At 46.5% G+C, this 18,524-nt stretch carries 19 protein-coding genes; 4 read left to right on the forward strand and 15 right to left on the reverse strand.

Annotation, left to right across the window (positions count from 1 at the left end):
* The first annotated feature begins 145 nt into the window (after window positions 1–145).
* Both KKC1_RS00005 and KKC1_RS00010 read left to right on the forward strand, forming a co-directional pair.
* Window positions 146–979, forward strand: a complete 834-nt coding sequence (locus tag KKC1_RS00005; RefSeq protein ID WP_192867996.1) for a M23 family metallopeptidase — start codon at window positions 146–148, stop codon at window positions 977–979.
* A gap of 48 nt (window positions 980–1,027) precedes the next feature.
* Window positions 1,028–1,573, forward strand: a complete 546-nt coding sequence (locus tag KKC1_RS00010) for a pyruvate kinase alpha/beta domain-containing protein (protein WP_088552464.1) — start codon at window positions 1,028–1,030, stop codon at window positions 1,571–1,573.
* 305 nt (window positions 1,574–1,878) lie between these two features.
* Here KKC1_RS00010 and KKC1_RS00015 read toward each other — a convergent pair whose 3' ends face one another.
* The 15 genes from KKC1_RS00015 to KKC1_RS00085 form a co-directional block, all read right to left on the reverse strand.
* On the reverse strand, window positions 1,879–2,064 hold the full coding sequence (locus KKC1_RS00015; protein WP_088552465.1) for a hypothetical protein: 186 nt from the start codon (window positions 2,062–2,064) through the stop codon (window positions 1,879–1,881).
* A 32-nt stretch (window positions 2,065–2,096) separates the two neighbouring features.
* Window positions 2,097–2,684: an indolepyruvate oxidoreductase subunit beta gene (locus tag KKC1_RS00020; protein ID WP_088552466.1), complete on the reverse strand. Its 588-nt coding sequence runs from the start codon at window positions 2,682–2,684 to the stop codon at window positions 2,097–2,099.
* The gene (iorA, locus tag KKC1_RS00025) at window positions 2,677–4,431 is read right to left on the reverse strand and encodes an indolepyruvate ferredoxin oxidoreductase subunit alpha (RefSeq protein ID WP_088552467.1); all 1,755 of its coding nucleotides are present in this window, start codon (window positions 4,429–4,431) and stop codon (window positions 2,677–2,679) included. Before iorA ends, KKC1_RS00020 begins: the two co-directional genes overlap by 8 nt.
* Entirely contained in the window at window positions 4,428–5,747 is a 1,320-nt protein-coding gene (locus KKC1_RS00030; RefSeq protein ID WP_088552468.1) for a phenylacetate--CoA ligase family protein, read from the reverse strand. The genes iorA and KKC1_RS00030 overlap by 4 nt, the downstream gene beginning before the upstream one ends.
* Entirely contained in the window at window positions 5,734–7,251 is a 1,518-nt protein-coding gene (locus KKC1_RS00035) for a sodium:solute symporter family transporter (RefSeq protein ID WP_088552469.1), read from the reverse strand. Before KKC1_RS00035 ends, KKC1_RS00030 begins: the two co-directional genes overlap by 14 nt.
* Before the next feature lie 89 nt (window positions 7,252–7,340).
* Window positions 7,341–8,726, reverse strand: a complete 1,386-nt coding sequence (gene argH / locus KKC1_RS00040) for an argininosuccinate lyase (protein ID WP_088552470.1) — start codon at window positions 8,724–8,726, stop codon at window positions 7,341–7,343.
* Window positions 8,727–8,737: 11 nt separating this feature from the next.
* Window positions 8,738–9,946 (reverse strand): argininosuccinate synthase, encoded by a 1,209-nt coding sequence (locus KKC1_RS00045; RefSeq protein WP_428844921.1) that lies wholly within the window; start codon window positions 9,944–9,946, stop codon window positions 8,738–8,740.
* A gap of 42 nt (window positions 9,947–9,988) precedes the next feature.
* A complete protein-coding gene (gene argF, locus KKC1_RS00050) occupies window positions 9,989–10,939 on the reverse strand; it encodes an ornithine carbamoyltransferase (protein WP_088552472.1) in 951 nt (316 codons plus the stop codon).
* 51 nt (window positions 10,940–10,990) lie between these two features.
* Complete coding sequence (locus KKC1_RS00055) at window positions 10,991–12,199, reverse strand: acetylornithine transaminase (RefSeq protein WP_088552473.1); 1,209 nt, start codon at window positions 12,197–12,199, stop codon at window positions 10,991–10,993.
* 35 nt (window positions 12,200–12,234) lie between these two features.
* On the reverse strand, window positions 12,235–13,122 hold the full coding sequence (gene argB, locus KKC1_RS00060) for an acetylglutamate kinase (RefSeq protein WP_088552474.1): 888 nt from the start codon (window positions 13,120–13,122) through the stop codon (window positions 12,235–12,237).
* 14 nt (window positions 13,123–13,136) lie between these two features.
* The gene (gene argJ, locus KKC1_RS00065) at window positions 13,137–14,363 is read right to left on the reverse strand and encodes a bifunctional ornithine acetyltransferase/N-acetylglutamate synthase (RefSeq protein WP_088552475.1); all 1,227 of its coding nucleotides are present in this window, start codon (window positions 14,361–14,363) and stop codon (window positions 13,137–13,139) included.
* A gap of 34 nt (window positions 14,364–14,397) precedes the next feature.
* Window positions 14,398–15,438 carry an N-acetyl-gamma-glutamyl-phosphate reductase gene (gene argC / locus KKC1_RS00070; RefSeq protein ID WP_088552476.1) on the reverse strand — a complete coding sequence of 347 codons (1,041 nt, stop codon included), beginning with the start codon at window positions 15,436–15,438 and terminating at the stop codon, window positions 14,398–14,400.
* A 115-nt stretch (window positions 15,439–15,553) separates the two neighbouring features.
* Complete coding sequence (locus KKC1_RS00075; protein ID WP_088552477.1) at window positions 15,554–16,003, reverse strand: hypothetical protein; 450 nt, start codon at window positions 16,001–16,003, stop codon at window positions 15,554–15,556.
* A gap of 1,044 nt (window positions 16,004–17,047) precedes the next feature.
* Window positions 17,048–17,287, reverse strand: a complete 240-nt coding sequence (locus KKC1_RS00080; protein ID WP_088552478.1) for a hypothetical protein — start codon at window positions 17,285–17,287, stop codon at window positions 17,048–17,050.
* Between the two features lie 51 nt (window positions 17,288–17,338).
* On the reverse strand, window positions 17,339–17,533 hold the full coding sequence (locus tag KKC1_RS00085) for a hypothetical protein (protein WP_088552479.1): 195 nt from the start codon (window positions 17,531–17,533) through the stop codon (window positions 17,339–17,341).
* Between the two features lie 210 nt (window positions 17,534–17,743).
* Between KKC1_RS00085 and KKC1_RS00090 the strand changes: the two genes are divergently transcribed.
* Together KKC1_RS00090 and KKC1_RS00095 are read left to right on the forward strand one after the other, a co-directional pair.
* Window positions 17,744–18,061: a YbaB/EbfC family nucleoid-associated protein gene (locus KKC1_RS00090; protein ID WP_088552480.1), complete on the forward strand. Its 318-nt coding sequence runs from the start codon at window positions 17,744–17,746 to the stop codon at window positions 18,059–18,061.
* 92 nt (window positions 18,062–18,153) lie between these two features.
* Entirely contained in the window at window positions 18,154–18,360 is a 207-nt protein-coding gene (locus KKC1_RS00095) for a hypothetical protein (protein WP_088552481.1), read from the forward strand.
* The last annotated feature ends 164 nt before the right edge of the window (window positions 18,361–18,524 follow it).

Consider the following 18,524-nt stretch of genomic DNA (forward strand, 5'->3'; position numbering starts at 1 on the left):
TTGGGGTAAGATGTTTTGTTTGATACCCTAAAACGACCTATTTGTGCTTGCTTCCGCACAGCGCAATTGGCTCCTATTCATAAAGACCTGTTCGGGAGAATAGTTGTTTTATATGGAAAAACCTTTATCCATGGGGGGAGATCACATGAGGCCAATTATATGGTTGTCATCTCGAAAGGCTAAGACTGCTTTCCTGAAAATAACCATAATAATCGCTCTAGGAATAGCAATCGGCTATCTGTACCAAAACCGAGATCTCCAGTATGAAAAACTTTCCCAATTACCAATTCCGTTGGTAGAAACTTGTCAAGAACTGGAGGCCGACAATGGAATCCCATGGGAGCTTCTGGCGGCCTTCTACCAGGTCCAAAAGGAAAAAGGTGTTATTTCCGGTTCCTCAGAGGACACCCAAATTACCGCCTTAGCTTTGAAGCTGACCAAGCATCCGACCAATTCTTTCCTGAACCTGCTGACGGTCATTCCTCACCCCGTTCGAGCTTTTCAAATTTGGCAGCGTTATCATTCGTTAAAAAAAGTTTCTTATCTGTTTTCAAAAAGATATTATTTTCCGGTAGGCAAACATAAAGTTTATTTTATGGATACCTGGGGTGCCGAACGGGACGGAGGAAAACGCAGACACCAGGGAACTGACATTTTTGCTCCGCCTGGAACCCCCCTTTATGCAGTAACCGACGGAATCATTGAACGCAAAGGTTGGAATCGCCTGGGAGGCTGGCGGATAGGACTTAGAGGGGAGGACGGAATCTACTATTATTACGCCCACCTCCAATCCTACGCTCCCGGTATCCAACAAGGCGACAAAATAGAAAAAGGTACTGTTCTGGGATATGTAGGCCACACGGGAAATGCGGAAGGCACACCGGACCATCTTCACTTCGGCATGGAAACACCGCTAAAGCGGTGGATTAACCCTTACCCTTTCCTAGTATACTGGCAAAGGAAAAGTTCGCTGTTGTAAACAATCCATTCCTCCGGTAAAATATAGCAATGAGAGGGGGTAATAAAGTTGTACTGGGATAAAAAAGGTATACAAAACACTGACGCGACCGTAGAGCTGGCCGTCAAAAGGGCCAAGGAGCTGGGAATTAAACATGTGGTGGTAGCCTCCAATACGGGAGAAACTGCAAAGAAATTCCTGGGTCACGGTTTAGAGATAGTTTGTGTCACCCACCATGTAGGCTTTAGTGAACCGGGAATAGATGAAATGCCGGCAGAGACTAGGCAAGAATTGCAGGAAAAAGGGGTTAAAGTGCTTACCACTACCCACCTCATGGCAGGATTGGATAGAGCCCTGCGATTTAAGTTTGGAGGTGTGTATCCGGCAGAGATAATAGCCAATACGCTCCGAATTTTTGGCCAGGGAGTAAAGGTTTGCGTTGAAGTTGCCATAATGGCTCTGGATGCCGGCCTTATTCCCTATGGACAAGAAGTAGTGGCCGTAGGGGGGACCGGGAGAGGTGCCGATGCGGCCGCGGTAATATTACCGGCACATTCTCATAGTTTTTTTGATACCCGAATAAAAGAGATAATCTGTATGCCGCGCGAAAAATAATCCTAGCCGTACAGCCACCTAGCTACCAATTCACTTAACAGGAAAATAAAAATTATTCCTAAAATATACCGAATTAACCGCGGAACTCTCCAGTAAGTCAATAGTTTCAAGAAAAAGTTAAGGGGAAGCACAACGGCTACTAAAAAAATCAGAAGCAACTTAATGTTCTCCGGCACGTTTTTAAACCTCACTTTACGATTCTTTATAAAAAAAGCAGCTACTAATACTGGCCTCTAGGGCTCTACCCCGAAGGGGCGTATTAGTACTGCTTCTTATCCTATTATATCACAATTTTCGGCAAACATCTACGTTGCCGGCTCTTCTTCCAGCAACTGTATCTCTCCTTCCAGAACAACCAGATCCAGTTCCTCTGCTACAATTATCCGCTCTTGAGGATACTCAGACATTAGTTTTTTAACTAATTCAGCAACTTCCAGTTCGTTTTCACAACGCTGCCAAAAAGTAGTATCTTTCACGGCAACAATATACAAAATTAGTTCCCTCCCAGCCTGCACTTTTCCGCTTAGAAACCCTCATAGGCAAATCCAGCCAGAAAAGCTTTCTGGTTAACTTCCAAGGTTCTCTGGGGTACCGTTTTCGCCAAGACTTCCAGCCAGATTTCTTTCCGTATTTTCAGAAATTTGGCCGCCACGCCCATCATTACCATATTGGCGGCTTTGATATTGCCGCACTCCATGGCCATGTCGGAAGCATTAACCACTATAGTTTCCTTTGCCCTTCGCTTAATACGGTCTATAACATCGGGAAAATAACGGGCCGCTCCGATAATAACCGGCATCGGCTCTATAGCCCTGTCATTAACAATAATTCTTCCTGAGGGGCTCAGGAAAGGAATCCACCTCAGCCCTTCCATTTTTTCAAAAGCCACAATTAAATCGGCTTCACCTTTTTTAATGATAGGAGAATAGACTTTTGGCCCAAAACGCACCTGGGTGACTACACTGCCTCCCCGCTGGGACATTCCGTGAATCTCCGAAAGCTTAACCTCGCCTCCTTGATGCAGGGCCGCCTCACTCAAAACTTTGCCGGCCAGCACCGTTCCCTGGCCACCTACTCCCACCAACAAAACATTAGTCACCGGTTTACTCACCTGCTTCACCCGCCTTCCTGATAGCTCCGAATTTGCATACCTGACTGCATAAACCGCAACCATTACACAAGGTATCATCTATCTGGGCAGTGTTCTCCCTGAAGGCTATACTGGGACATCCCAACTTCATACAGGATTTACAGCCGGTACATTTATCAAGTTCGACCTCATAGGCCTGACCTTCCTTCTTTTTATCCAGTAAAATGCAGGCACGGCGGGTAATAACAACAGAAGGTTCATCAGCCGATACTTCTTGGCGGACTATATCTTCTAATTGTTTCAGGTCATAAGGATCGACTACCTGTACTCGCTCTATTCCCAAGGCCTTGATCAAAGCCGGCAGGTCTACCGGTTTGCTCGATTGCTTCTTAACCGTTATTCCGGTGCCGGGATGATCTTGATGACCGGTCATGGCGGTAGTGCTGTTGTCAAGAATTATGGTAGTAACTGTTCCTAGATTATAGACTACATCTAACAATCCTGTAATTCCGGAGTGCATAAAAGTTGAATCTCCTATAACCGCCACCACCTTGCGGGCGAACTCCCGGCCACGAGCCTTTTCCATTCCCAAAGCTGTACCGATGCTGGCCCCCATGCAGATGCACGTATCCAAACTCTCCAACGGAGGCAGTGTCCCCAGCGTGTAGCAACCTATATCGCCGGTAACCACAAGTTTGAGCTTGCGCAAGACATAGAAAACTCCCCGGTGAGGACAGCCGGGACATAGAGTCGGAGGTCTCATCGGAAGTTCTTCTTCAACTGTAGCAGCTACCTCTGTCTTTATGTTTTCTCCCAGGATTTTTTCCGCTACCAGTTCGGGACTTAATTCCCCCGTCCTGGGAAGCAGGTCTTTTCCTATAACCTTCAGCCCCCAAGAACGTATCTGTTCCTCCATAAACGGCTCCAGTTCTTCCACTACATATACTTCATCCACCTGTTTGACAAAGTCTTCAATGAGCTTCCGCGGTAAAGGATTAGTCATTCCTAACTTCAGATAGGACACGTTGCCCATTACTTCCCTTGCATACTGATAGGAAACACCACTGGTAATAACTCCTAGTTTATGATCGCCCCACTCCACAAAATTCAGCGGAGTTTTCTCACTATAATCCTCCAAAGCTTTTCGCCGTTGCTCGACCAGCAGATGTCGCTGCCGGGCATAAGCGGGTATCATGACGTATTTGCGTGGGTTCTTCTCGTAATCCTTTAGGGAAAATACCATTCTTTCTCCCAGTTCCACCGGCGACCGGGAGTGAGCAATCCGGGTGGTTATACGCAACATAACCGGAGTATCAAACTGCTCACTGATTTCCAGAGCTATGCGGACAAAATCTTTAGCTTCCTGACTATCACTGGGTTCCAAAACAGGAATCTTGGCAAAACGCCCGTAAAATCGATTATCCTGTTCATTTTGTGAACTGTGCATTCCGGGGTCGTCGGCAGATACTAAGACCAGGCCCCCGTTCACTCCGGTATAAGAAAAAGTGAGCAGCGGATCGGCAGCCACGTTGACCCCTACGTGTTTCATGGCCACGAGTACGCGAGCCCCCGCTATGGAAGCCCCTATGCCTACTTCCAGAGCAACTTTTTCATTGGGAGACCACTCCGCATAAATATCCCGATACTGGCTGATGGTCTCAATTATCTCCGTACTGGGAGTTCCAGGGTAGGCTGTTGCCACCGTAACCCCCGCTTCATAAGCACCTCTGGCTATAGCTTCGTTGCCCGTCAACAATTCCTTCTTCATCCTGCTTGTCCCTGCGCCTCCTTTTTACGATGATCAAAAACTCTTCTAGCCTTACCTGTCGTACGGGCCAGAGTTTGCGGTTCAACCAACCGCACCTGGGCATTGATGGAAAGTACCGCATGAAGTTTCTGTTTTATAGTTCTTTCCAGTTCTTCCAACTCTCGGAATCGGTCGCTGAATTTTTCTTCGGAAACTTCTACCAGTACTTCCAACTCATCTAAATAACCTTTCTTATGAACGTGAATTTCATAATGAGGAGCCAACCCATCTATCTCCATCAAAACGCTCTCTATCTGGGAGGGGAAGACATTAACTCCCCGCACGATGAGCATATCGTCCGTACGCCCGGTTACTTTACGCATCCGGGCTGTGGTGCGTCCACAGGAACAGGGCTCGTCCGTTACCACTGATATATCCTTGGTGCGAAAACGAATAACCGGAAACGCTTCTTTGGTAAGGCTGGTGAAAACCAGTTCACCTTCCTCACCCCAGGGCAGAGGCTCCCCGGTTTCCGGATCAATTACTTCCACCAGAAAATGGTCCTCGGCAATGTGCTGTCCCTGGGTATATTGACATTCACCGGCCACACCCGGACCCAGTACTTCACTTAAACCGTAATTATCTGTTGCCTTCATACCCCAGCGCCGTTCAATTTCTCGACGCATTTCCTCCGTCCACGGCTCTCCACCGAACAGTCCCAGACGAATTCCGAGAGAGGAAGGAGATACTCCCATTTTTTCAGCTACTTCTGCCAGATATAAAGCATATGTGGGAGTGCTTACTAAAACGGTAGTACCGAAGTCCTGCATTAACATAATCTGTTTTTCCGAATTACCTCCCGAAGCCGGTACCACAGTAGCCCCCACTCTCTCCAACCCGTAGTGAAGGCCAAAACCACCCGTAAACAATCCGTAGCTAAAGGCTATCTGGGCTACATCCTGCTGGGTAACACCCGCCAGGGTAACCATCCGCGCCACCAGCTCCGTCCATATCTCCAAATCACGCCGGGTATAACCTACCACGACCGGTTTGCCCGTAGTGCCGGAGGAAGCATGTAGACGAACCACCTCCCGCAAAGGAACTGCAAAAAGACCATAGGGATAATTTTGACGGAGGTCATCCTTGGTAGTAAAAGGTAATTTCCGCACGTCTTCCAAACTTTTAATGTCCTCGGGCAAGATTCCCCGTTCTTCAAAGGCCTTCCTGTAGAAAGGAACTTGTTCGTACACTCGCTTGACTGTAGCCTGCAGCCTTTCCAACTGTAACTTTCTCAGTTCCTCGCGGGGTATACATTCGTATTTCTCATCCCAAATCATGCGTCACCAATCCTTCTTTACCACATTCAAGTTGTGATTTTTCGTAACCAAAAACCCTTTTTAAATGTTCTTCCGGATATCCCTCGGTAATCCAACTGACTGCCGGAACTACCAATAGAGGTATCACGATAGCCAAGGAACCAATAACCGGTATGCTCAGACCGCCGGTAAAAGGAAGTTTAACCTGCAACCAATTAAGCAGAGAAAGACCCAAGGAAATGCCCAGGCCGGAGATAACTCCCGACCAGGCACCGGCTCTGGTAACACCCTTCCAGTACAGTCCGTACAGGTAAGGAGCCAGAAATGCACCGGCTACCGTCCCCCAGGATATAGACATTAGGTTCAGAATAATAGTGGGTTTTAGGGCAATATACAGGGACAACCCTATAAATACTACGCAGAGTACCCGCATCAATAAAACTACCCTGTCTTTTTTCAGATTGGGGATAATTTCCTGCACCAAATCTATGGCAATTGCAGAACTTGAAACTAGTACCAGAGAAGCCAGCGTAGACATAGATGCCGCCAAAACTAAAAGCAGGATAACTACCGCTACCGCTTCTGGCAAAGCCTGACTGATTATTTGGGGCATTATTACATCCGGATTTCCTTGCGGTACCTGTTCAAAAAACAAGCGGCTTAGCGCACCGGTAAAATAGGCGCCAAAAGTCATCAAAAAGGCAAAACCGGTGGAAACAAAAATAGCCTGAGGGATAGACTTTTCATCTTTGATGGAATAAAACTTCTGTACCATTTGTGGCAGGCCCCAGGTACCCAGACTGGTTAAAATGACCAGTGATACCAGGGGTATCACTCCTGGCGGTCCTACAGGTTTAACCAACTGGGGATTAACCCGGGCCAGCTTTTCGATAGCGGCTCCTATCCCCCCTACCTGCGGACTGCCAACTACATAAACCAGCAGCAGGATTACTCCCCCAATCATAACTAAACCTTGAATAAAATCGGTTAACGTGAGGGCAAAATAACCTCCCATCACCAGGTATAAAGCTGTAAGTAAAGCCATGAAAAGTAAAGCTTGAATAAAAGGAATGCCGAAGATCTCTTCAAAAAGATAGCTTAGCCCCATATAGACCGAAGCAGAATAAGGTACTAAAAAGATAAAAATAATCAGCGCCGCCACTATTTTCAGAGCTTTGCTGTCATAGCGTGCCGCCAAAAATTCCGGCAGGGTAAGCGTTCCTAACCGGGAAGTCATAGCTCTCGTACGTCCTGCCAAAACCTTCCACGCCAGGTAACTGCCTATTAATGCATTGCCCAAAACGATCCACAGGGAAGAAAGGCCAAATCCCCATCCTACTTTACCTGCATACCCGATAAATAAGACGGCTGAAAAATAGGTCGTGCCGTAGGCAAAGGCCGAAACCCAAGGACCGATACTTCGATTTCCCAAGAAAAAATCATCGACGGTGCGAGTTTTCTTCATTCCTAAATAACCAACAACCAGCAGCATACCGACGTACATTAGAATAACTAACCATTTCATCTTCCTTCCATCCTCCCGTCCTAAATCTCGACCTATCTTTATTCAATAAACTAACCAAAATTCCCTTTTTTTCCGGTAAAGTATTTTTCCTATTGTCCATAATCGCTCTCAATTAATTTTTCCGCCCGTTTGATAGTTTCCAATACCTGCTCCCGCGCCGGTCCTCCCGGTACGTTCCTCCGTTCGACACAGGACTTTACGCTCAACATCTCAAAAATATCCTGATCAATAACTGCCGAAAACTGACGGAACTCTTCTAATGTGAGGTCTTCCAGATAAATCCCCCGGCTTAGACAGAAAAGGACCATTTGACCTACAACCCGGTGGGCATCCCGAAAAGGTAGTCCTTTGCGCACCAAATAATCAGCGACATCCGTAGCGTTGGTGAATCCTCGGCGCGTGCTTTCCAGCATGCGTTCCCGATTAACCCGCATGCTTTTGAGCATCGGAATAAAAACGCTAAGGCAACCTTGCACTGTATCAATTGTATCAAAAAGAGCCTCTTTATCCTCTTGCATATCCTTGTTGTAGGCCAGAGGAAGAGATTTCATCATGGTGAGCATCGCCACCAGGTTGCCGTAGACCCGACCGGTCTTACCCCTAACCAGTTCCGCTACATCAGGATTTTTCTTCTGCGGCATAATACTGCTTCCGGTGCTGTAAGCATCATCCATCTCCACAAAAGAAAACTCATCGCTAGACCACAACACCAACTCTTCGGCAAACCGGCTTAGATGCATCATAATCAGGGAAGCTGCGGCCGTAAACTCAATTACAAAATCCCGGTCACTTACGGCGTCTAAACTGTTGGCGGAAATCTTTGCAAAACCCAATTCCCGCGCTACCTGCTGCCGGTCAATGGGAAAAGTAGTTCCGGCCAGAGCCCCTGAGCCTAACGGCATAACATCGGTCCGCCGGTAGCAGTCAAGCAGGCGTTCTACATCCCGTTGAAACATCTCAAAATAAGCCATCAAGTGGTGAGCCAAGGTAACGGGTTGGGCTTTCTGCAAATGAGTATAACCGGGCATAACGGTATCCAGGTGTTCCTTAGCCAGTTCTACCAACACTTTTTGTAATTCTTTCAGAAGTTTTACGGTGTTGTTGATCTCTTCTTTTAAATACATGCGGGTATCCAGAGCTACCTGGTCGTTGCGGCTTCTGGCGGTATGCAGCTTTTTCCCGGTATCACCAATTTTTGCGATTAAAAGTCTTTCTATATTCATATGAATATCTTCAGCAGTTATATCGAATTCCACTTTTCCTTCCTCTATATCCTGCAGAACTTCTTCCAGGCCTTTGATAATCTTATCCGCTTCCTCTTGGCTGATTATGCCGCATGTTCCCAGCATACGAGCATGGGCCATACTGCCTAAAATATCCTGGCGATACAATCGTTGATCAAAGGAAATGGACGAATGAAATTCGTCCACCTTTTTGTCTGTTTCTTTGGTAAACCGCCCTCCCCATAGTTTCATAACTATACCACCTACGCTTCCTGATTTTCTTTCCGCATCATGGCCCGTACTTTTAAAGGAAGACCCAGCAAATTGATAAACCCTTCCGCGTCCTTCTGGTTGTAAACCTCATCCGCCCCAAAGGTGGCAAAATCTTCCCGGTATAAAGAATAAGGCGATTTGACACCGGCAGGAGTACAGTTACCTTTGTATAACTTCATGCGCACCGTCCCGGTAACCGTTTGCTGAGTACTGTCTACAAACGCATCCAACGCCTCTTTCAAAGGGGTATACCACATTCCGTCATAGACCAGCTGGGCATATTTAACCGCTACCTTTTGCTTAAAGTGCATTGTCTCCCGGTCCAAAGTAATGGATTCCAGTTCCCGGTGAGCCAAGAATAGTACCGTACCTCCAGGGCACTCGTATACACCGCGAGACTTCATACCCACCAACCGGTTTTCGACCATATCGATAATGCCCACTCCATTAGCGGCGGCAACTTCGTTAAGGTACTCTACCAGAGCAACCGGGTCATATTCCTTCCCGTTAACCTTTACAGGCACTCCTTTTTCAAATTCAATCTCTACATATTCCGGTCGGTCGGGAGCTTCCTCCGGAGGAGTTATAATTAAGTAAACATGTCGCTTAGGCTCGTTCCAGGGATCTTCCAGGTCTCCTCCTTCATGACTCAAGTGCCACAGGTTGCGGTCCATGCTATAGGGATGTTCTTTAGTAACCGGTACCGGTATGCCCCTTTCCCGTGCATAATCAATGGCTTGCTCCCGAGAACGAATGTTCCATTCTCTCCACGGCGCTATGATTTTGAGATCAGGGTTAAGCGCTTTAACAGTAAGCTCAAAACGCACCTGGTCGTTCCCTTTACCCGTGGCTCCGTGAGCTACCGCTTCGGCCCCTTCTTTTTCCGCAATTTCTACCAATTTTTTAGCAATTAAAGGCCGGGCAAAAGAAGTACCCAGAAGATACTTTCCTTCATAAATAGCTCCTGCCTTTAAAGTCGGAAAAATAAAGTCTTCCACAAATTCCCTCTTCACATCTTCAATATAGATTTTACTGGCTCCGCTCTTAGTGGCCTTCTCCCGTAAAGGAGCCAACTCTTCCCCCTGCCCCACATCGGCTACCATAGCAATTACCTCGTACCCGTAATTTTCTTTTAACCAGGGGATAATAATAGAAGTGTCCAGTCCACCCGAATATGCCAAGACAACTTTTTTAGCCACAACCATTCTCCTTTCTTAAAAACTTTAACTTGAGCACTAACCTTAAAGAAGCAAAGCCAAAATAGCCTTCTGAGCATGAAGCCTGTTCTCCGCCTGATCAAAAATTGCTGATTGAGGTCCTTCCATTACCTCCTCGGTAATCTCTTCCCCCCGGTGGGCTGGCAGGCAATGGAGAACAATCGCATCCGGGCGGGCGTAGTGTAGCAAATCCTCGTTGATCTGGTAGCGGCTAAACACTTTTTTGCGTTCTACCGCTTCCTTCTCTTGTCCCATACTGGCCCATACATCGGTGTATAACACATCCGCCTCCCGCGCCGCCTCCAAAGGATCCTCGGTAATCGTAATTTCGCCACCCGTCTTCCGGGCGTCCTCCCGGGCCCAATCTACAACCTGTTTAGGAGGCTGGTACCCTGGAGGTGATGCGACAATTACTTTCATTCCCGTCTTCGCTCCTCCGATGAGGAGAGAATTGGCCACGTTGTTTCCGTCCCCGATATATCCCAGCTTCAAACCGGCTAAAGCGCCTTTCTTCTCCCGAATAGTCATTAGGTCGGCCAATACCTGGCAAGGATGGAACATATCGGTGAGACCGTTAATCACCGGTATATCGGCATAACGGGCCAGGTCTTCCACTTCCTGTTGGGAATAAGTCCTTATCATAATGCCGTCGACATAGCGACTGAGAACCCGGGCGGTGTCCTGTATTGGCTCACCTCTTTTAATTTGAAGGTCCTGGCTGCTCAGAAATAATGGAAACCCTCCCAGTTGGTACATACCGACTTCAAAGGATACCCGTGTCCGCGTAGAAGGCTTCTGAAAAATCATCCCCAAAGTTTTACCTTCTAGAACGCGATGAGGCTCTCCCTTTTTTTGTTTCTCTTTAAACTGAAATGCCACCTCTAAAAAGTAAGTTATTTCTTCGGGAGTGAAATGGTAAAGAGTTAGAAAATCTCTTCCTTTGAATTTGCCGTCCAAGCTGTAGGTCACCAGCATACACCTCCTTATAGCACATTTATTCAAAAATTCGCTAAACTCACCCAACCCCTACATGCCATTTTTCTCTTCCAAATGCATCAAAGCTTCTTCCAGTATGCTTGTTACCTGGTCCACCTCTTGCCGGGAAATGTTAAGAGGAGGTAAGAAGCGCAGTACATAGTTATTGGCACAATTTATCAGCAGTCCTTTCTCCAGACAATATGAAACCACCGGGCCGCCGGGGACCGTTAATTCCATTCCCAACAGCAATCCTTTTCCCCGCACCTCTTTGACAAAAGGAAAGCGTTCCTTTAAAGCCTCTAGTTTACCGAGAAAGTAGTCTCCGACTTTCTCGGCGTTAGAAACCAGGTCCTCTTCCAGGAGGGCGGAAAAAGCCGCCACTCCAGCAGCACAGGCCAAAGGATTACCTCCGAAAGTTGAGGCATGATCCCCGGGCTGGAAGGCACGGGCTACTTCTTCTTTAGCCAGCAAAGCCCCAATGGGAACCCCGCCCCCCAGAGCTTTGGCCAGGGTCATTATGTCCGGTTCCACACCGTAATGTTCGTAGGCAAAAAGCTTCCCCGTCCTACCCATGCCACACTGTACTTCATCAAAGATCAAGAGAAGACCCTGTTCTTGACAAAGATTCTTAACCCCTCGGAGATACACAGGGTCGGCCACATTTACCCCGCCTTCACCCTGGATCGGTTCCAACATCACCGCACAGGTCTGCCTGGAAATAGCCTTCTTCAAAGCATCTAAATCATTAAAAGGTACGTATTTGAAACCCGCCGGAAGAGGTTCAAAGCCCTTATGAAATTTTTCCTGCCCTGTCGCCGTCAGGGTAGCCAGCGTTCGCCCATGGAAGGATTGTTTCATGGTGATAATCTCGAACTTTTCCGGGCCCGATTTCAGTTTGGCATATTTCCGGGCCAATTTTATTGCCCCCTCATTGGCTTCGGCCCCACTGTTGGCAAAAAAAACTTTATCAAAGACGGAGTTCTCTACTAACATCCGGGCGAGCTTCACCTGAGGTTCTATCCAGTACAAATTGGAGCAGTGCAACAGAGTTTCAGCTTGACGCTGTATCGCTTCTACCACCCGGGGGTGGCAATGACCCAGGGAGTTGACCGCCAAACCGCTTACAAAATCAAGATACTCTTTCCCGTCTGCGTCCCAAACCCGGCTGCCTTCCCCTCTGACCAGGGTTACGGGAAAGCGACTATAGGTATTCATTACACATTCCCGACCCTGGTCTATAATTTCCTTGTTGCTCATTTATACCCTCTCCCTTATCAAAAATCCATCTTTTATTACTTAACCACCATGGTACCGATCCCTTTTCGGGTAAATATTTCCAACAAAAGGGAATGGGGTATGCGTCCGTTAATTATATGTGCCCGGGAAACTCCTTCTTCTAGAGCCTCTACACAGCACTGGATTTTCGGTATCATCCCGCCGGAAATAATTCCGCGGTTAATTAAGCCCGGAACTTCGTCAACTTTAATACATGAAATCAAGGATTTTTTATCTTCCAAGTCGGCAAATATTCCTTCTACATCGGTAAGCAGTATTAACTTATGGGCCTTTAAAGCCCCGGCCACAGCTCCGGCTACGTAATCGGCATTGATGTTGTAAGTTTCTCCCTGCCGGCCTACGCCGATAGGAGCGATCACCGGGATGTACCCTTCCGTCACCAGGGTCTCAATCACCGCCGGATTAACCTTCCGCACCTCTCCTACGTAACCTATGTCTGCCGTTACCTCCTGACCGCTTTCATCATACCAGTTAGCCAATTTCTTCTCTGCTTGAATTAACTGACCATCCTTTCCACTCAAGCCAACCGCCTTTCCTCCCAGTTGATTGAGCAGAGCGACAATTTCCTGATTGATTTTACCGACCAAAACCATTTCCACAATTTCCATGGTTTCGCTGTCGGTTACGCGCAGTCCGTTTATAAATTCGGTTTTTTTACCCATTCTGTCCAGCATGGCGGTTATGGCGGGACCGCCTCCGTGCACTATCACCGGATTCATACCCACATAACGCATTAAAATTACATCCTGAATTACTGCTTCTTTTAAGCGGCAGTCCACCATGGCACTGCCACCGTATTTTATGACTACCGTTTTCCCGTAAAACTCTTTTATGTAAGGCAGCGCTTCAATCAGCACATTTACCTTTTCTGCACTCAAGTCGATTACCCCCAGTTTTCTTACGTTCTATAATCGGCATTGATGCGAACGTAATCATAGGATAAATCGCAGGTCCAGGCAGTAGCTTCCGCTTCCCCTTCTTTCAAATCAACTATCAGTTGTACCGTATCATTTCTCAGAATATTCTCCACCCGCTCTTCGCTAAAGTTAATCCCCCTTCCGTTCATCGCTACCACCTCCCGCCCGGCATTGCTGGCAAAACTGACCTCCACCAAATCCGGATTAAATTGGGCCCCGGAATAACCTAAAGCAGCCATAATTCTGCCCCAGTTGGCATCGTTTCCGAATAAGGCCGTCTTGACCAAATTGGAGGCAGCAATAGCTCTAGCAGCTTTCCTCGCTTCTTCAGCACTCTGGGCATTTAGTACCCGGACTTCCACCAGCTTAGTGGCACCTTCGCCGTCCCGGGCAATCATCTTGGCCAGCTCAACGCATACATGCTCCAATGCGTCAAGAAATTCCTGCCATCCGTTGCCAAACTCTTGAAGAACAGGATTTCCAGCCAAACCGTTCGCCAGAAGTACTACCATATCGTTGGTACTGGTGTCTCCATCTACTGTAATCATGTTGAAGGAGCGATCAACCGTTGTTGATAAAGCTTTTCGTAAACTTTTGGAAGATATATTCAAATCCGTAGTAATAAAGGCCAACATGGTGGCCATATTGGGATGGATCATTCCCGCTCCTTTGGCCATCCCTCCCACCGTTACTTCCCGGCCTCCTATTTCCGTCCGGAGGGCATATTCTTTGACGCACGTGTCGGTAGTCATGATAGCTTCTGCCGCCGCTCTTCCTCCCTGCGGGGAAAGTTCTGCCACAGCTCGCTCAATGCCTGTTTCAATTTTATCCATAGGCAGGGGAACCCCAATTACCCCGGTAGAGGCAACCACTACATGACGGGGGAGAATATTTAGTTTTTGAGCCGTTATTTCTGCCATACGCCGCGCATCTTGAAGCCCCTCAACGCCGGTACAGGCGTTGGCATTACCGCTGTTAACCACTATAGCCTGAGCAACTCCACCCTTCAAATGCTCTTGGCTGACCATTACAGGTGCCGCCTTCACCCGGTTGGTAGTAAAGACAGCAGCCGCAGCGGCAATCTTATCCATGCAAACTAGTGCTAAATCCTTTCCTTTTTCTTTTAAGCCGCAAGATACCCCGCTGGCCAAAGTACCGGGAACCGCGGTTACGCCACCGGAAATCACTTCATAATCTGCTGGTCTCATCATAATTCCTCCACTTCCCACAAAATTTGCAGCTTTACGGAAACACCGGTACGACTTCCAGACCCTCAGTTTCAGGAAATCCAAACATCAGGTTCATATTCTGTACTGCCTGGCCGGCCGCTCCTTTAACCAGATTGTCGATAGCCGATACAACTATCACTCGATTGGTCCGGTGATCCACCCGGAGGTTCAAGTCGCAGTAATTTGACCCGTAAACCCATTTGGTATGAGGCCACTGCTCTTCCGGTAAAATGCGTATAAAGGGCTCGTGCCGGTAATAATCAAGGTAAATCTCTCGTAACTTATCGCTATTTGTCGCTTCAGTCAGGGAAGCGTAAATGGTACTCAAAATCCCCCGCGTCATTGGAATAAGGTGAGGAGTAAAAGTAACCTTTACTTTCTCCCCGGCCAATTTGGCCAGTTCCTGCTCTATCTCAGGAGTATGACGGTGACGGGCGACGTTATAAGCACTTACATTTTCGTTACTCTCAGCAAAATGGGTAGCCAAAGTTAATTTCCTTCCCGCCCCCGAAATTCCTGACTTGGAATCAATAACAATGGAGTTCAAGTCAACCATTCTTTCTCTGACCAGAGGAGCCAGCCCGAGCAGGGTACTGGTAGGATAACATCCGGGATTGGCTATTAACTGGGCCTCTTTTATTTTCGACCGATTCACCTCAGGCAAACCGTACACGGAGATAGCCAGCAATTCCGGTTCCTTATGCTGCTCACCATACCATTCCTCATACGAATCGGCCTCATCAAAACGAAAATCGGCCCCCAAATCTATCACCTTGATTCCTGAATCAAGCGCCTTTCTTACTACGGGAGCAGAATACCCGTGAGGCAAAGCCACAAAAACTACATCTGCCTCACTGATTTTATCCAACATTTCCTGTTCCTTACAAATAAGCGAAACATGGCCTGAAAGGTGAGGATAAACGAAAGATAGCGGTTTGTCTACATGGCTTTGAGAAGTCACCCCCACCAACTGCACCCGCCGGTGCCGGCTGAGGAGACGTACCAATTCCACTCCAGCATATCCTGTGGCTCCTATCACTAATGCCTTAACCATGGGTTGTTCCTCCTAAAAAATTTCAAATAAATTTTACTTTTAATGCTTATAATTATACACTCCGATGTATAAAAATGCAATAATCGCCTAAAAAAAGTTCCCGGCTCCCCAGGAATCATGACTTTCCCTTGTCTCCTTCCTTATCATTTTCTTTACCCTCATCTTGGTTCTCTTCAGATGTCTCACCTGTCAATAAGTTCATAAGCAATCCCAAAAGAGCTGGGTTGATTTTCTGCCCGCTCTTTTTACCCAGCAGGTTTGACAACAGCGATAAATCGGGCATACCTTCCGTCTTTCCAGTCAGTAGAGGAAGCAAACTTAACAAAGCCGAACTGAAGTCTCCGCCCTCATCTGCGCTCCCCTTAACCCCCTTGGAATATACCGGCGGGATAGTCTCACTACCTATAAGACTTACAATAGTCAAAAGATTTATTAAACTAAGATAAATTATTATAAGGCTCGGATCAGTTTGTTGAATGTTCAACTGGGATATTAACCCAAGGAGGCTGTTAACCAAGTTTCCTTCCTCATTAACTAACTCTTCCCGGTTATCCTTATTTCGCATCTGTTCCCTCCTTTCCTTCAAGCTGACCCGTATTAAATATATTCAAGAAAAGGAAAGTATACCCCGTTAACCTTTAATTTTTTCATTTTTGTAACCACCGGCTTATTTTAAACATACGTTATAGTGGATGGTACTTTCGAGCAACCTACTCAACTTTTAAGGAACTTTTTCAGCCAGTAACAAATAAGTAAGCCACAACATATGCTGCAATAGAAAGGAGGGTTTCCAGGTGGGTGGCTTTTACTTTGGCCCTAGAGTAGTCTTTGCGTTATTTCTGATTCTGATCCTGCTGCTTTTTGATGGTTTCGGCGGCGGCTTCTGGTCCGCAGAAAAGTAAGAGCTTGGTATACCATTGAGTGATCTAACCAAAAAAGTGCGCTTTTTTATGTGCCACAGTATTCCTGCTCTTAACCCGACTGCCGCTCTAGGACCAGTAAAAAACGTCAAATTTTATATAAAAGGGGGGAAACCAATGCCTGACGGCTTCGGCTTCTTCGGACCTCAATTAGCTTTTGCTTTATTCCTTATCTTAATCCTGTTGTTATTTGCTGATAAGTAACAACTTGCCAGTCTATATTTAGGGGGGATATTAAATGGGTGGAGGTTTCGGTTTCTTCGGGCCTCAAGTAGCTTTTGCTTTGTTTCTTATCTTGATCCTGTTGTTATTTTCTGACAGTTAACAACTTACAACTTAAGGGGGGCAACCTTAATGGGCGGAATAGGTTTTAGTACTCAGTTTGCTTTTGCACTGTTTCTCATCTTGATTCTGTTGATATTTGCAGACGAATAATTGAGTAGGAGAAAGTGATTCGGTATACGGCGGTTCAAGATGATTGACGAAGATAGCGGTATGTTTCGACCAAGCTGATTAGCCCTTGGTTTCGCTTATTGGCGAAACCAAGGGCTTTATTTACCTGAGAGGTGTTGGCCGAAATAACAATACCCATGCCGAGCGCACAAAAAGATGGCTGCTCGCAGGGCAGCCTTTATTCATTGATTTAAAAGGGGCTACACTTTGGTAGCCCCCGCTGATGATTAAGGATATTAAGCTTCCAAAGTCGTTACTTCATCACTGCCGGTATCATCAGGGACAATGACGGCAGCCTGTAGCGCCTCCACACTGGCTCCTACTGCTTCCATGGTGTTCTTCAACGTGTTAACGGTCTGGCTGAAGGCCTGTAAAGTCTTTTTTAAAGCACCCCCATCAGAAAACAACAACAGGACCAAAATCAAAAAGACGGCAAAAGCTTCCCTGGAATTGAAACCCCCACCGGAACCGGCCATGGAAATTCAACCTCCTTTCTTGACAAAGTTTATCTGCAACAAAAACAATCCTTATATGTTCCCAAATTTGATTTTAAGCATCTCGTAAGATTGTACCAGGAGAACTAGAATTAAGAACATTTGAAAAGGGTTGCTCTCGCTTATAGACTTGTCACCGGAAAAAACCAGCAAGACAAAAATTAAAAATAAGGAAAAAGGATTTGCTTTTTTCGGTTTCTTATCTCCCTGCGGGCCATCTTGAGGCATCTTTTACCTCCTTCCGCCCCTAAATAAAAGCCATTAAAAAATGACCTTCATATTTACTTCTGTGATATATTACGAACCGCTTTTAAGTTTTGTTACTGAAATCAAGTGTGCTTCACCGTCAAAAAATTCTCCTGTTTTGAGAAACTATGAACGGCAGTCGAATATAATGGTAAGGTAAAGCAAACAAAAAATTTTTAGGGAGGTTCATCCATGCCCGACCTTAACGAACTTTTTAAACAGGCCCAAAAACTCAAAAACGAAATCAGTAGAGTACGAGAGGAATTAAAGGTGAAGACAGTAGAGGCCAGTGTTGCCAACGGGAAAATAACAATCGTTGCCAACGGCCACCAGGAAGTTCAAAAAGTTAAACTTGACCCTTCCGTGCGTCAGATAAAACTATCAGATCTGGAAGAACAGATGTTATCGGCCATCAACCAGGTCATGCAAAAATCCCGAGAAATGGCCAAGCGGGAAATGGCTAAAATTACCGGGGGAATAGATTTAACCAATGTTCCCGGCCTGTTCTAGAACTAAAAAGTATGCCAGCTACGAACCACCAGCATCCTTATTACATAGAATGTAACGGAATAACCGCAAAACTCTAAAAGGAGGAATGACAAATGATGCACATGGGATATCCCGGCAGCGGTTACCCGGGCTCCATGCACGGAGGTTTTATGTACCCCGGTTCTATGCCCATGAGTCATGACTATGAAATGTATCACATGCACCGCGAAATGTACAACATGCTTCATGACATGAGCCGCACCTTATATGAAATGTATGAAATGATGAAGAGCATGCACCAAAAGTTTATGAGAGATTAAATATTAAGAAACTAAGAATTATTAAGGCAACATGTGCATAATTCTTTATAGTAAGAGTTAAAGTTACCCGGAAGTTCCTAAAGGAGGACTTGTCTTTGAACCAAGAAGTCAAATCTTATGCTACCAACCTTCAAAACATCTATTCTCTCTGTCTGAACCTTTTA

Origin of the sequence: Calderihabitans maritimus (assembly GCF_002207765.1) — a bacterium.
In the GTDB taxonomy this organism is placed as follows: domain Bacteria; phylum Bacillota; class KKC1; order Calderihabitantales; family Calderihabitantaceae; genus Calderihabitans; species Calderihabitans maritimus.